The 13,127-nt window shown below is 72.4% G+C and carries 13 protein-coding genes; 5 read left to right on the plus strand and 8 right to left on the minus strand.

Translation table 11 applies throughout. The features are described from left to right. Position 1: 1 nt before the first annotated feature. The 3 genes from hydA to cofD form a co-directional block, all read right to left on the minus strand. Positions 2–1,438, minus strand: coding sequence for a dihydropyrimidinase (gene hydA, locus ACSBPH_RS07270; protein WP_442576917.1), 1,437 nt, complete (start codon positions 1,436–1,438; stop codon positions 2–4). A 10-nt stretch (positions 1,439–1,448) separates the two neighbouring features. Continuing rightward, positions 1,449–2,297, minus strand: coding sequence for a nitrilase-related carbon-nitrogen hydrolase (locus ACSBPH_RS07275; protein ID WP_442576918.1), 849 nt, complete (start codon positions 2,295–2,297; stop codon positions 1,449–1,451). A gap of 159 nt (positions 2,298–2,456) precedes the next feature. After that, entirely contained in the window at positions 2,457–3,509 is a 1,053-nt protein-coding gene (gene cofD / locus ACSBPH_RS07280; protein ID WP_442576919.1) for a 2-phospho-L-lactate transferase, read from the minus strand. Between the two features lie 36 nt (positions 3,510–3,545). Here cofD and cofE point away from each other — a divergent pair, with 36 nt between their 5' ends. After that, positions 3,546–4,319 carry a coenzyme F420-0:L-glutamate ligase gene (cofE, locus tag ACSBPH_RS07285; RefSeq protein ID WP_442576920.1) on the plus strand — a complete coding sequence of 258 codons (774 nt, stop codon included), beginning with the start codon at positions 3,546–3,548 and terminating at the stop codon, positions 4,317–4,319. A 155-nt stretch (positions 4,320–4,474) separates the two neighbouring features. On the opposite strand, the gene ACSBPH_RS07290 is transcribed toward cofE, so the two are convergent. Then, positions 4,475–5,647, minus strand: a complete 1,173-nt coding sequence (locus tag ACSBPH_RS07290; RefSeq protein ID WP_442576921.1) for a polysaccharide pyruvyl transferase family protein — start codon at positions 5,645–5,647, stop codon at positions 4,475–4,477. Positions 5,648–5,762: 115 nt separating this feature from the next. Here ACSBPH_RS07290 and ACSBPH_RS07295 point away from each other — a divergent pair, with 115 nt between their 5' ends. Both ACSBPH_RS07295 and ACSBPH_RS07300 read left to right on the plus strand, forming a co-directional pair. Then, positions 5,763–7,919 carry a glycosyltransferase gene (locus ACSBPH_RS07295; protein WP_442576922.1) on the plus strand — a complete coding sequence of 719 codons (2,157 nt, stop codon included), beginning with the start codon at positions 5,763–5,765 and terminating at the stop codon, positions 7,917–7,919. Further along, entirely contained in the window at positions 7,916–9,208 is a 1,293-nt protein-coding gene (locus tag ACSBPH_RS07300; RefSeq protein WP_442576923.1) for a glycosyltransferase, read from the plus strand. Before ACSBPH_RS07295 ends, ACSBPH_RS07300 begins: the two co-directional genes overlap by 4 nt. On the opposite strand, the gene ACSBPH_RS07305 is transcribed toward ACSBPH_RS07300, so the two are convergent. The 3 genes from ACSBPH_RS07305 to ACSBPH_RS07315 all read right to left on the minus strand — a co-directional run bounded on the left by ACSBPH_RS07305 (position 9,175) and on the right by ACSBPH_RS07315 (position 10,917). Further along, a complete protein-coding gene (locus tag ACSBPH_RS07305; RefSeq protein WP_442576924.1) occupies positions 9,175–9,885 on the minus strand; it encodes a hypothetical protein in 711 nt (236 codons plus the stop codon). The genes ACSBPH_RS07300 and ACSBPH_RS07305 overlap by 34 nt on opposite strands. 80 nt (positions 9,886–9,965) lie before the next feature. Beyond that, positions 9,966–10,298, minus strand: a complete 333-nt coding sequence (locus ACSBPH_RS07310) for a hypothetical protein (protein ID WP_442576925.1) — start codon at positions 10,296–10,298, stop codon at positions 9,966–9,968. 4 nt (positions 10,299–10,302) lie between these two features. Further along, the gene (locus ACSBPH_RS07315; protein WP_442576926.1) at positions 10,303–10,917 is read right to left on the minus strand and encodes a TetR/AcrR family transcriptional regulator; all 615 of its coding nucleotides are present in this window, start codon (positions 10,915–10,917) and stop codon (positions 10,303–10,305) included. A 110-nt stretch (positions 10,918–11,027) separates the two neighbouring features. On the opposite strand from ACSBPH_RS07315, the gene ACSBPH_RS07320 reads away from it, so the two are divergent. Further along, positions 11,028–11,783: an SDR family NAD(P)-dependent oxidoreductase gene (locus tag ACSBPH_RS07320; RefSeq protein ID WP_442576927.1), complete on the plus strand. Its 756-nt coding sequence runs from the start codon at positions 11,028–11,030 to the stop codon at positions 11,781–11,783. A gap of 218 nt (positions 11,784–12,001) precedes the next feature. Then, positions 12,002–12,469, plus strand: coding sequence for a DUF6194 family protein (locus ACSBPH_RS07325; protein ID WP_442576928.1), 468 nt, complete (start codon positions 12,002–12,004; stop codon positions 12,467–12,469). A gap of 77 nt (positions 12,470–12,546) precedes the next feature. On the opposite strand, the gene ACSBPH_RS07330 is transcribed toward ACSBPH_RS07325, so the two are convergent. Further along, positions 12,547–13,071 carry a hypothetical protein gene (locus tag ACSBPH_RS07330; protein WP_442576929.1) on the minus strand — a complete coding sequence of 175 codons (525 nt, stop codon included), beginning with the start codon at positions 13,069–13,071 and terminating at the stop codon, positions 12,547–12,549. Positions 13,072–13,127: the final 56 nt, after the last annotated feature.

A 13,127-nucleotide genomic window follows, 5' to 3' on the forward strand; every position in this document is an offset into this window, starting at 1 on the left:
GTCACACCAGGTACTGCGAGAGGCCGCGCTTGAGGTAGCGGCCGTCGCCCTTCGATCCCAGGTACTCGCCGCCGTCGACGATCACCTTGCCACGCGAGAGGACGGTGTCGACGTGCCCGTCGATCTCGAACCCCTCCCACGCCGAGTGGTCCATGTTCATGTGGTGGGTCTTCCCGACGCCGATCGAGGTGTGGCCGTCGGGGTCGTAGACGACGATGTCGCCGTCGGCGCCCGGCTGGATGACGCCCTTGCGCCCGTACAAGCCGAACATCCGGGCCGGGGTCGTCGAGGTGAGCTCGACCCAGCGCTCGAGGGTGATCCGGCCCGTCACGACCCCCTGGTACATGAGGTCGAGCCGGTGCTCGATCGAGCCGATCCCGTTCGGGATCTTGCGGAAGTCCCCGAGCCCGAGCTCCTTCTGGTCCTTCATGCAGAACGGGCAGTGGTCGGTCGAGACCATCTGGAGGTCGTTGGTGCGCAGCGCCTGCCACATGTGGTCCTGGTGGCCTTCGGCGCGGGAGCGCAGCGGCGTCGAGCACACCCACTTCGCGCCCTCGAAGTCGCCCCACTCGTCGCTCGACGCGCCGAGCTGCTCCTCGAGAGAGAGGTAGAGGTACTGCGGGCAGGTCTCGCCGAAGACGTTCTGTCCACGGTCGCGCGCCCACGCCAGCTGCGCGACGGCCTGCTTGGCCGACACGTGCACGACGTACAGCGGAGCACCGGTGACGTCGGCCAGCATGATCGCGCGATGCGTGGCCTCCTCCTCCATCTGCCAGGCCCGGGCGATCCCGTGGAAGTACGGCGAGGTCTTCCCCTGCTCGACGAGCTGGCGGGCGAGCACGTCGATCGCCGGCCCGTTCTCGGCGTGCATCATCGTGAGCAGGCCCGTCTCGCGCGAGACCTGCATCGCCTGGAGGATCTGCGCGTCGTCGGAGTAGAAGACCCCGGGATAGGCCATGAAGAGCTTGAAGCTCGTGATGCCCTCGTCGATGAGGCGCGGCATGACGGCGAGCGAGTCCTCGTCGATGCCGCCGATGATCTGGTGGAAGCCGTAGTCGATCGCGCAGTTGCCCTCGGCGAGACCATGCCACGTCGCGAGGCCGTCGAGCACCTTCTGCCCGTACGTCTGCACCGCGAAGTCGATGATCGTCGTCGTGCCGCCCCAGGCCGCTGCTCGCGTGCCGGTCTCGAACGTGTCGCTGGCCGACGTGCCGCCGAACGGCAGCTGCATGTGGGTGTGCGCGTCGATGCCGCCCGGGATGACGTACTTGCCGGTCGCGTCGATGACGCGGTCGACGGATGCCGCGACATCCGTCCCGAGAAGCGGCGACCCCGGAGCGAGCACCGCGGCGATCGTCTCGCCGTCGATGAGGACGTCGGCATGGGCCCGCCCGGTCGCCGAGACGACGGTGCCGCCGGTGATGAGTGTGGTCGTCATGTCGGTCTCCTCACGGCTTCGCGATCTTCGTATAGGAGTCGGGCCGGCGATCCCGGTAGAACTGCCAGTCGTCGCGCATCTCGCGCACCATGTCGAGGTCGAGGTCGCGCACGAGGAGTTCCTCGTGCTCGCCCGATCCGCGTTCGCCGACGAAGTTGCCGCGCGGGTCGATGACCTGGCTCGTGCCGTAGAAGTCGACGGCGAGGTCGCCGTATTCGTTGTCCTCCCGGCCCACCCGGTTGGGCTGCAGCACGAAGTAGCCGTTTGCCACCGCCGCGGCGGGGCCCTCGATCTCCCACAGCCGGTTCGACAGGCCTGGCTTGGTCGCGTTGGGGTTGAACACCATGTGCGCGTCGTTGAGGCCGAGTTCGCGCCACCCCTCGGGGAAGTGGCGGTCGTAGCAGATGTACATGCCGATGCGCCCGACCGCGGTGTCGAAGACGGGGTAGCCCAGGTTGCCCGGCCGGAAGTAGAACTTCTCCCAGAAGCGGTCGAGGTGCGGGAGGTGGTGCTTGCGGTACTTGCCGAGGATCGTGCCGTCGGCATCGACGAGGACCGCGGTGTTGTAGTACACGCCCGTCTCGGCCTCCTCGTAGATGGGGAGCACCGAGACCATCCCGAGCTCCTTCGCGAGGGCTGCGAACCGCTGCACGATCGGACCGTCGGCGGCCTCCGCGAAGCGGTAGTACTTCTTGTCCTGCGTGATGCCGAAGTACGGGCCGTAGAACAGCTCCTGGAAGCACACGACCTGCGCCCCCTGCGCGGCGGCGTCCCGCGCGAACTGCTCGTGCCTGTCGAGCATCGACTCCTTGTCGCCTGTCCAGGTCGTCTGTGTGATCGCCGCTCGAACTACAGCCATAGCCGCCTCCCTGTCGCGTCGCCGGACCGGACGCGACAACGGCGTCGCGCCGACTCGGGCATTCCGTGCCGGTGACTGCATTCCAGACCATGAAGGTTTCACGCCTGTTTCCGGCTGTGTCCCCATGGTTGAGGTCGCGGCGCCGGGGCGCAAGAGGCATCAGGCGGACGGATGCCGCGGCGCGGCCTCAGCCCTGGGGAAGGCGGCCGCCAGCGCGGCGTCCGCGAGGTCGCGCGTGAGCGGAAGGTCCTTCATCCACAGCGGACGAACGAGGGCCCGGATGCCGAGAGCCTGGACGGCGGGCGCCTCGGCCGCGTCCTCCTCGGCAATGAGCCACGCGTCGAGGAGGCCCCCCTCGCGACGGGCGCCGTACAGCCGCGCGACCCCGGCCGCGGAGCACTCCGCCCCCACGACCGCGAGGCACACCTCGGCCATGCCGCGGACGGCGGCGCCGGCGATGATCGGCGAGACGCCGACGACGGGCGCCGAGGCCGCACGGATCGCGTCGGCGATCCCCGGCACCGCGAGGATCGTCCCGATCGACACGACCGGGTTGCTGGGGGCGAGCACGATGACATCCGCGCTCTCCAGGGCGCTCAGGATGCCGGGGGCCGGCGACGACTCGCTCATGCCGGGGTTCGCGAAGGCCCGCGGCACGCGCTGCGCGCGGTAACGGGTCCACCACTCCTGGAAGTGGATCGTCTCGTCGTCGAGCTCGACCATCGTCTCGACCTCGGACTCGGTCATCGGCAGAAGGGTCGCCCCGAGCGGCCACCGGGCGGCGAGGCGCTCGACGACGCCGCTCACCCCGACGCCGCTTCGCAGCCAGGACGTGCGGGCGATGTGGGTGCCGAGATCGAGGTCGCCGAGGGCGAACCAGTCCCAGCCGAGGTTCCATGCGGCGATCTCCTGCGCGACGCGGTCGGAGTCGCCCGCGCGACCCCACCCGCGCAAGGGATCCTTGACGCCCGCGAGCCCGTAGAGCATCGAGTCGACGTCGGGCTGGATGCGCAGGCCGTGCACCCAGAGGTCGTCGGCGGTGTTGCAGACGACGGTGAGGTGCCCCCCGGCTTCCGCGACCACATCGCGCAGGCCCACGGCGAAGGTCGAGCCGCCGGCTCCCCCGGCGAGCAGCACGACCCGCGGACCGCGCAGCGGCGTGCCCGGGGTCGCTGCGGAAGGGTCGGTCGTCGGGTCGAGGTCGTCGCGCACGTCGGGAGCCTACCCAAGCGTTGGTAGCGTGGCGGAATGCCGGACCCCGCTGCGCTGACGATCCTGCCCGTGCTCGGCATCCCCGAGATCCAGCCCGGAGACGACCTCGTCGCGCTGCTCGCGAGCGCGGCGCCCGAACTGCAGGACGGCGACATCCTGGTCGTGACCTCGAAGATCGTCTCGAAGGCCGAGGGTCGCATCGCCGCGGCCGATGACCGCACCGCCGCCATCGAGTCCGAGACGGTCCGCGTCGTCGCGGTCTCGGCCGACGAGCGGGTGCGCATCGTCGAGAGCCGGCTCGGCATCATCGCCGCCGCGGCGGGGGTCGATGCGAGCAACACCCCCGAGGGCACGGTGCTGCTTCTTCCGGAGGATCCGGATGCCTCGGCCCGCGCCCTCGCGACGGGCCTGCGTGCCACGACCGGCGCGACGGTCGGGGTCATCGTGTCGGACACGCTCGGCCGCGCCTGGCGCGAGGGGCAGACCGACTCGGCGATCGGCGCCGCCGGCGTCCACATCTTCGACGATCACCGAGGCCGCGTCGACTCGGCGGGGAGGTCGCTCGTCGTGACGCTCCCGTGCGTCGCCGACGAGCTGGCCGCCGCGGCCGATCTCGTCAAGCGCAAGACGACCGGCATCCCGGTCGCGATCGTGCGCGGCCGGCCCGATCTCGTCGGCGACCTGGATCTGCCGGGCGCCCACAGCATCGTCCGTGCGGCCGAGCGCGACCTGTTCGGCACGGGCGCGCGGGAATCGTGGGAGGCCGGTTACGCGGCCGGCCTCGCCGGGCGGAACCTCTCCGACCGCTGACCGCAACGTCGGAGATCACCACGTTTTCGGACGCAGGAGCCTGAATCCGTCCGACGAACTGGCGATCTCCGAAGTTGTGGCCCGGCGCGAGGGCCGAAAACGCCTGCGCCGGACGTCGGCAGCCCGCGACACCGTGAAGCAAGAGGGTCGGCCCGTCAGGCGAAGGTCTCGGCGACGCGGTCCCACCAGTCCGCCGCGTGGGCGCGGTGGCCGAGGAGCGCCGAGGCCGCGCGGTCCGCGATCTCGGCCCGGCGCGCGGTCAGCGCAGCCAGGGTCGCGGGCGCGTCGGCCAGCTCGTCGAGGTCGGCGACGGCATCCTGCCCCCAGTGGCCGAGCGCGCCGGAGAGCTTGATGCGCGTGTAGTCGTCGGCGGCGAGCGCGAGGATCGGCACGCCCGCGGGCGCGGCGAAGACGGCGGGGTGATACCGGCTCGTGACCAGGAGCGATGCCGTGCGGGCGAGCTCGGCCGCCGAGCGGGAGTCACCGCTGGGCACCACCGTGCTCGGCGCGCGCATCCGCGAGCGCACCCGTTCGTGCAGGGCCGCGTCGCCCGACGGCTCGGCGTCTCCCGCCACGGGGCCGAAATGCGCGTGGAAGACGACGTCGCCGACAGTCTCGGCGGCGGCGTCGAGGAGGCGTGCGATCCCGGTCTCGACGAGGTCGGCGGGGCGCCCCGCGAACCACCCGGAGAGGCTTACGAGCACGCCCCCCGAAGCCGCGGCATCCGTCGGCCCGCCCCCGAGGAACGACGCGTCGTCGACGCCCGCGTGCACCCGTGCGCCCCAGCCGCGAGCAAGATCGGCCGACACGTGCTCGCGCACGCCCGTCCAGGCCGCCGTCCGCGCGAGGGAGGCGACGCGGTCTTCGTCGTCGGAGATGAGGTCGGGGCCGAACGTCTGCCCCGACACGACGACCGGGAGTCCGCGCGCGTGCGCCATCGCCGCGAGCGTCGAGCGTTCGAAGACGTGCACCGGCCATCGCGACGCCAGGTTGCCTCCGCCTGCCACGAGCACCCCGCCGGCATCGTCGAGGGCAGCCAGCACTTCCGACGCCGGATCCCCGGGCTCGAGCCCGGCGCGACCGCCGGCGGCCTCGACGAGGAGCGTCGCACGCTCCTCCGCCTGAGGGCGCGCGAGGCCGGCGAAGCCGAGCCGCCCGATCGTCGGCACCGCGTAGCGGGAGGCCGATTCCGCGGGCGCCGACGAGACGCCCGTGATCGCGACACCGCGTGCTGCCAGCTCGTCGCGGGCGGCTTCGAACATCGCCTCGTCGCCGATGTGGATGACTCCGGATACGACGCCGATGTCGCCGATGGTGAGGATGGTCACGCGTCTCCTGTTTCGCTCCATACCGCCGATCGGCGTTTCGTCAACCGTAAGCCTCGTTCTCCTGTGACGGATACCATCCCTGTGGCGCCGCACACGTCGAGGAACGGAGGCTGCCATGGGGATCCAGACCGCGATGGATCGCATCGCCGAGGCGGCGTCGATCGTCGAAGCGCTGCGAGCCGCCGACGACGTCGCCTTCGAGGCCGGACGCGACCCGGGCGTCCGCACGCTTCGGGTGCTGAGCGCGGCGCTGGGATCGGACGACGACATCGCCGCGATCGCCGCCGTGCACGCCCTCGCCGAGATGCACGACGAGGCCGCCGCGGCACTGCTCGTCTCGCTGCTGTCGGACGAGCGGCCGTGGATAGTGGAGCACGCCGCGTGGGCCGTGGGCCGTCGCCCTGCGCGCCCGGAAGCCGTCGGCAGGCTCGTCCGGATCATCGCGGAGGGCGGCTTCCGCGGCATGCTCGCCCAGCACACGATCGAGAAGTGGGCGGTGCAGTCGGGCGATCTGCTGGCCGCCGCGCTCGAGGCCGCGGGCACCGGGACGCTTCCCGACGAGGCGCGCACCCGGCTCATCGAGACGATCGGGCTCGTCCCTCACCCCCTCGTCCGCCCGCTGCTGCGGCGCACGGCGGCCGATGCCGGCGAGGCCCGCGTCGTGCGCGCGGCGGCGATCGCGGCGCTCGGCCAGCGCGCTGAGGCCGACGACGTCGCGCTCCTGGAGGAGCTGGTCGGCGAAGGCGGCGACCTGGGCGGCCTCGCCCGGCTCTCGCTCATCGACGCGGAGGGCGTCGGTCCGCGCCCCGACGACGCCGGTGCCGACGCGGAGGCCATCACCGTCGCCCAGCTGTTCCTCCACGCCGACGTCGACTCGTCGCTCTCGTCCGCGGGGGCCGGCGACAACGGCGGGGTCGCGACCCTCCTCGTGCGCCTCGGCGACGCGCTCATCGAGCAGCCGGGCGGCGTGCGGCGCGTGCTCACGCTGTCGCGCGGCACGGTCGAGCAGGCCGGTCCCGACCTGCTGCACTTCGCCGGCACCCACGACGGGCACGTCTACGGGCACATCCCCCTCGAGGGTGCACCGCCGGCCTCCGCATCGGCGTGGCCGCTGCGCGTCACGGTTCGCCGAGGCATCCGTCGCCTGCTGCGTGCCGCGGGGCGCGTAGACGTGCTGCACCTGCGGATGGCGGATGTCGGGAGCCTCGCGGCCGCGGACGTCGCGCGCGAGCTCGGCATCCCGTTCCTCTTCACCGTCGCCCCCGACCCGCACAGCGTGATCGCGTCGCTCGAACGGTCGGGGCGCCTCTCGCGCGCCGGCTTCGGCGAGATCGATCAGCGCGAGCACTTCTGGTTCCGTGCCCGGCTCGTGCAGAGCCTCGCCGCGTCGGCGTCGCACTCGGTGCTTTTCCCACGGCCCGATCTCGCGACGGAGATGAGGCAGCTCGTCGGCATCGACCTCACCTCCCACCCCGAGCGGCACAGCGTCGTCGCCGAGGGGGTCGACCTGAACGTCGTCGACGCCGCCGTCGCCCGGGCCCGCACCGCCGCAGAGGGCGGTGCGCTGAGCGCCGCGCTCGCGGAGCTCGCGGGGCACCTCGAAGACCTCCCCGCCGAGCGCCGCGGGCTCCCGCTCCTCGTGTCGGTCGGACGCCTGCACCGCATCAAGGGCATGGCAGCGCTCGTGCGGACGTGGGCCGAGGGCCCTCTCGCCGACCGCGCCAACCTGCTCGTCGTCGGCGGAGACCTCCAGTCCCCGTCGGCCGACGAGCGCGAGGAGCTCGCCGCGATCGATGCCGTCGTGCCCGCCGACGCTCGCGCCGCACGCGGGCTCCTGCTTCCCGGCCACCGGCCGAACAGCGTCGCGGCCGAGTGGCTCGCCGCGGCGCGCTTCGGCCTCCCCGGACTCGCCGCCGCGAACGGCGTCTACGTGTGCGCGAGCGTCAAGGAGGAGTTCGGCCTCGCGATCCTCGAGGCGATGGCGACGGGGCTCATCGTCGTCGCGCCCGACTCGGCGGGTCCCGCGACCTATGTCGAGGATGGCGACACCGGCTTCCTCGTGGCGACGGGCGATCCGGTGCGGCTCGGCGAAGGCATCGAGCGCGCGCTCGCGCGGGCCGCGGCATCCGACCCTCGCATCGCCACCCGCTCGCGCGACCTCGTCGCGGAGCGCTTCACGATCCAGGGGATGGCGGCGACCCTCACTCCCGTCTACCGCACGGTCGTGCGCACCGAGAGCGAGCTGCGCAAGGCGGCGGGGCTCATCGCGTGACCCTCCTCGTCATCAGCCCCGACTATGCGTCGCACCTCCTACCGCTCGCAAGTCTCGCCACCGCGTGGCGCGACGCGGGCGAGCGCGTCGTGGTCGCGACCGGCACCGCGACGGCGCCGATCGTGGAGCAGTTCGGCTACGAACGCGCTCATCTCCCCCTCGGGCGGGGCGCGAACGCCGGCGTCATCCGCTCCGCGGAGCAGGAGGCCGCCGAGGCCGCGTCGCTCGACGGCTTCTTCGCCGCGACGCGCGAGGGCATGGTGCCGACCCTCGCCTACCAGGCCCGCGAGCGTCTTACCGATCTCATGTGGCAGCCGGTCGACCGCGCGCGGGCGACCCTCGACGTGATCGAGCGCGTGAAGCCCGACGCGATCCTCGTCGACCACCTCGCCTACAGTGCGCGGCTCGCCCTGCACTCCCGCGGCATCCCGTACGGAGATGTCGTCCTCGGTCACCCGAGCGCGCTCCCCGTCGGCGACGAGGTCTACGGCTACCCGCCGGCCTGGCCGCCGGCCTTCTCCCCCGATCCGGCGGAGCTCGCCGCCCTCCGCGCGCTCTGCGAAGAGGTATCGGCGCGCTTCGCTGCGCAGTGGAACGAGGCGGCGAGAGAACTGGATGCCGCGGCCCCCGCTGTGCCGGACGCCTTCGCGCTCCACGGCGAGACCGTGCTCTACAACTACCCGCGCGCGCTCGCCGAGGGCGATGGCCGCGTGCTGCCGCCGCACCGCTTCCTCGGCTGGACGCCGCGCGAGGAGGCCGGGGACGTCGAGGAGTGGATGGCCGAGGCATCCCCCTACGTCTATGTCAGCTTCGGCAGCTTCCTGTCGGTGCGCGCAGACGTACTGGCCCGCGTTGCCGAGGGCCTGCGGCGTGCCGGGCTCCGCGCGGCCATCGCGACGGGCGTCACCGACCCCGCCGAGCTCGGGCCGATCCCGCGCGACTGGCTCGTCGAGCCCTACCTCCCTCAGGTGCGACTGCTGCGCAACGCCGCGGCGGCGGTCACGCACGGCGGCAACAACTCCGTGACCGAGGCGGTCGGGCAGGGCGTCCCGCTGGTCGTGCTGCCCTTCTCGACCGACCAGTTCGCCGGCGCCGCAGCTGTGGAGCGGGTGGGCGCGGGCATCGCGCTGGATCCCCAGCGCGCAACGGCCGACGAGCTCGCGGCGGCGTTGCGCACCGTGGCCGATGCGGGCTTCCCGGGCCGGGAGCTGCTCGACCAGGCGTCGCGTGCGGCTCAGCCGGGTCCGGCGATCGCCTACGAGGCCGTGCCGACCTCTTCGAGCACCTGATCCACGAGGAGCCTCATCGCGTCGCGGTCTCCGGCGGCGGCGCGGTAGCGCTCCATCCGCGCGACGTTGGCCTCGTACCGCTCGCCGGCGCGTTCGGCGGCGACGTGGTGCAGCGCGTACACGCGTCCCGCGTGGCGCTGGGGCGGCGCACCGACGAGCGTGCGATGCGCCTCGAACCACGCGGCATCCTCGAATCCCCATCCGCGGAAGCCCTCGTCCTGCCCGCCGTGACTCTCCCACACCCGCGGCGTCGCGACGTAGACGCCCGAGCACGCGGTCTGCACGAACTGCTCTACCCGGCACTCGTCGAGCGGGACGCCGGCGGCGACATCGGCCGTGCCGGTGCGACCGAGCCACCGGTACTCGTCGTAGGGGAGGTGCACGCGGTCGCTCACGGCCGCCGCGCGGATGGCCTCGAGGAGCGGCCCGCGCTCGGGGATCGTGTCGGCGTCGCCGATGACCACGACCTCGTCGGGAGCGGCCTCCCTCATCGCGGCGTTGCGGCACGCGGCGAGCACGAAGACCTCGTCGTCGGTGTCGACCGTCGTCAGGGGCACGCCCGGCAGGTTCGTGCGGTACCAGGCCACCACGCGCTCGAACGCGTCGATGCGTGACGGCTGGGGGCGCCACGGGATCGCGATCCGGGCAGGGGGAACAAGCGTGGTGTCGTAGGTCATTGACCCTCCTCTGCTCGAAGCCTAAACGGCGCGCGGGGGTGCTCGGCGCGGACGCCGGGTCGACCCCGAGTCGGGGCGGTTCAGCCTTCGCCGGCGCGCGGGCGGCGCACCGTCCAGCCGACGCGAACGAGCGCTTCGGCGAGCCGATCGGCTGCGTGTGCGGCCTCCTCGATCGACGCGTCTGAGCACACGTCGATCGCGAGCGGCGGTGGATCGGCGAAGCGCGGAATCTGCACCTCGGCCCACACTCCGGGAGCGATGCTCACGCGGGGGTGAGCCGTGCCGCGGTGCTCGACCTCGCCGTCGGCCACGAACGAGATCACCTCGAGCGCGTCGGGCTTCGTGATCGGCAGGTCGATCACGAGCGTCACGACATATCGGCCGCTCGCGGCATCACGCCCTCCCTCGCTCACGCACTCATCCTCGCAGCGAGGCGGCCGCCCGCGCCGGATCGGTCGCGCCTGCGTGGGGCCACCACGCGGGTAGGAGAGCACGATACACGCGCACGAAGTCACCGACCTCCGGTTCCGGATGCCGCAGCCACCCTTCGATGACACCCACCGTGCCATCGGCCAGGAACCGGCTCGCCGCCTCGTCGATCTCGGCATGCGGCACGCCCGCGACCTCGATGTCGATCCGCACGCGTGCCCGCGTGAGGAGGATCCGCGCCGTCTCGCGGAAGTGCCGGCTGAGCATCGAGTGAAGGCTCCCCCCGCCGTCGGCGAGCTCGCGCCGGTAGATCGAGGCGTTGCGCGCGACGTGCTCGAGCACGCCTTCGGTGACCGTCGCGACGGCGGTCGCGGCATCCGATTCGTCCTCCAGAAGAGCCGTGCGCAGTTCGTCGAGCTCCCCCGTGAGCGCCTGCTCGACGAGGGCCGCGGGCGAAGCCGCGTACTCGTAGAACGTCGAGCGGTGAACCCCGGCCGCCTCGGCGATCTGCGTCACGGTGAGCGCGGCGATCGGCTGGGCTGCCGCGAGCTCGAGAGCTGCGGCGAAGAGACGGTCGCGGCTTCGACGACTGCGGGGATCCATGACGCCTCCGGGAATGTTATCCGACAGGTGTAGGTTAGAGCATAGAAGACCGACACATGTCGGAGAAACACCCACGGCGCCGCGAATGACGCCGCCAATGGAGGTACATCATGGCCACATACGATGTCGCGGAGCGTTCCGCCGTCGTCACGGGCGCAGGGTCCGGCATCGGCCGGGCCGTCGCCCTCACTCTCGCCGCGAACGGCGCCGCCGTCGTCGTCGCGGACGTGCGACAGGAGGCCGCCGACGCGGTCGTCGCCGAGATCACGGCGGCAGGCGGCACGGCGGTCGCGTTCGTGGGCGATGTGTCCGACCCCGCCGCCAGCACGGCGGCCGTGGAGGCGGCCGAGGCGCTCGCGCCCCTGCGGATCGCGGTCAACAACGCCGGCATCGGCGGCGCGGCCGCGCCCATCGGCGAGTACCCCATCGACTCCTGGCAGAAGGTCATCGACATCAACCTGAGCGCCGTGTTCTACGGCACGCGCGCGCAGGCGCCGATCATCGCACGCAACGGCGGCGGCTCGATCGTGAACATGGCGTCGGTGCTCGGCTCCGTCGGCATCCCGATGTCGTCCGCGTACGTCTCGGCCAAGCACGGCGTCGTCGGCCTCACGAAGAACGCAGCGCTGGAGTACGGCGCCCAGGGTGTGCGCGTCAACGCCGTCGGCCCGGGCTTCATCCACACGCCGCTCGTCGATGCCAACCTCGACGCAGACGCGCAGGCGGGCCTCGCCGCGAAGCACGCGCTCGGCCGCCTGGGCGAGCCTCAGGAGGTCGCCGACCTCGTCGCGTTCCTCGCATCCGACGCGGCGTCGTTCGTCTCGGGCAGCTACCACCTCGTCGACGGCGGCTACGCCGCGCAGTAGCCCGCCCCGGGCACTCGCTTCGCCACCTCGCCACAACGTCGGAGATCGCCACTTCGTCGGACCGGATCGCCCGCATCGGTCCGACGTTGGGGCGATCTCCGACGTTATGGCCTCGGGCCTCGGGCCTCGGGCCTCGGGGCTCGGGCGTGGGGCTCCGGGCGTGGGGCTTCGGGCTGCGGGCATGGCACGCTGGCCGCCCACATGAGCAGACTGGGCGGATGAGCATGGAGCAGATCCTGGCCACGGCGCGCTCGCTCGACGGCGTGCTCGAACTCGCGCCCGCCGAGGGCGGTCCCTACCCCGAGATCGCGTGGGGCGACCACTTCTTCTACTACGCCCCCGACGGCGACGTGCCGCAGAACACCCAGCCGTACGCCACGATCGTCACGAAGGACTACCCCGACGACACGCAGTCGCGACTGGGCGACGGCCGTTGGCGGGTCAACATCCACGTCGGCCGCAAGAGGTTCGTCGAGCTCCTCGATAGAGAGCCGAAGGATGCCGCGGCCCCCGACCACGCCGCGGACGACGTGGTCCTCCCCCATCCCGTCTACGCCGCGCTCGGCTGGGTGTCGGTGGTGAATCCCGGCGAGCGCACCCTTCCGCTCGTGCTCGACCTCATCCGGTCCGCCCACGAGGATGCCCGAACCCGCGCGGAGCGCCGGTCGCAGCATCCGTCCCCCTGAATCGGAACGCGCGTGGCTGCCACCCGCGGGTTCACGCAGCCACACGCGTCCCCGATCAGCCCGCGGCGGCTGCCGGCTCAGCAGTGCATCGCCGGGTTGAACTCCGCGAACATGCCGGCGGGGTTGTGCTTGCCGACCCACGCGTGCAGGTCGTAGTGGACCGGCGCACCCGGACCGTGACCGGGCATCGGACCGTCGAACGGCTGCGAGCCGTACATGGGCGTCGGCTGGCCGACATCGGGCTGGAAGAACTCCGCCGACCACAGCTCGAGCTCGCCTGTCGCGGAGGGGCCGTAGGTCAGCATCTGCGGGGCTCGAGGGTCGACGGGCGCGCCCGGTGCGACGAGCGCGGGGTTCAGGTAGTGCACGCCCATGGCACCGACGCCGGGCTCTTCGACGCACTCGCTGATGGGGATGTATCCGGCGGCGAGCGCCGCGTCGAGGTCACGGTACTCGGCGACCGCGGCTCGCGTCTGGGCGAGGAGCCGGTTCATCTCCGAGGGCGAGCCGGCGGGCGGCGCCGCCTGCGCGGGGACGACCACGGCGAGGGTCGCCGCGAGGACGAGCGTCCCGGCGAGGGCGGAGCGGGTGAGGTTGCGCATGATGGTTCTCCTTCGTTGTGCGCGAATGGTCGGGTGTCGTGCGCCGCGGTCCGGAC

Source organism: Microbacterium sp. F51-2R, from assembly GCF_052180235.1.
Lineage (GTDB): Bacteria > Actinomycetota > Actinomycetes > Actinomycetales > Microbacteriaceae > Microbacterium.

Coding starts and splice junctions, on each gene's coding strand:
- hydA (WP_442576917.1), bottom strand. CDS start 1,438: ATGACGACCACACTCATCACCGGCGGCACCGTCGTCTCGGCGACCGGG.
- ACSBPH_RS07275 (WP_442576918.1), bottom strand. CDS start 2,297: ATGGCTGTAGTTCGAGCGGCGATCACACAGACGACCTGGACAGGCGAC.
- cofE (WP_442576920.1), top strand. CDS start 3,546: ATGCCGGACCCCGCTGCGCTGACGATCCTGCCCGTGCTCGGCATCCCC.
- ACSBPH_RS07295 (WP_442576922.1), top strand. CDS start 5,763: ATGGGGATCCAGACCGCGATGGATCGCATCGCCGAGGCGGCGTCGATC.
- ACSBPH_RS07305 (WP_442576924.1), bottom strand. CDS start 9,885: ATGACCTACGACACCACGCTTGTTCCCCCTGCCCGGATCGCGATCCCG.
- ACSBPH_RS07315 (WP_442576926.1), bottom strand. CDS start 10,917: ATGGATCCCCGCAGTCGTCGAAGCCGCGACCGTCTCTTCGCCGCAGCT.
- ACSBPH_RS07320 (WP_442576927.1), top strand. CDS start 11,028: ATGGCCACATACGATGTCGCGGAGCGTTCCGCCGTCGTCACGGGCGCA.
- ACSBPH_RS07325 (WP_442576928.1), top strand. CDS start 12,002: ATGAGCATGGAGCAGATCCTGGCCACGGCGCGCTCGCTCGACGGCGTG.
- ACSBPH_RS07330 (WP_442576929.1), bottom strand. CDS start 13,071: ATGCGCAACCTCACCCGCTCCGCCCTCGCCGGGACGCTCGTCCTCGCG.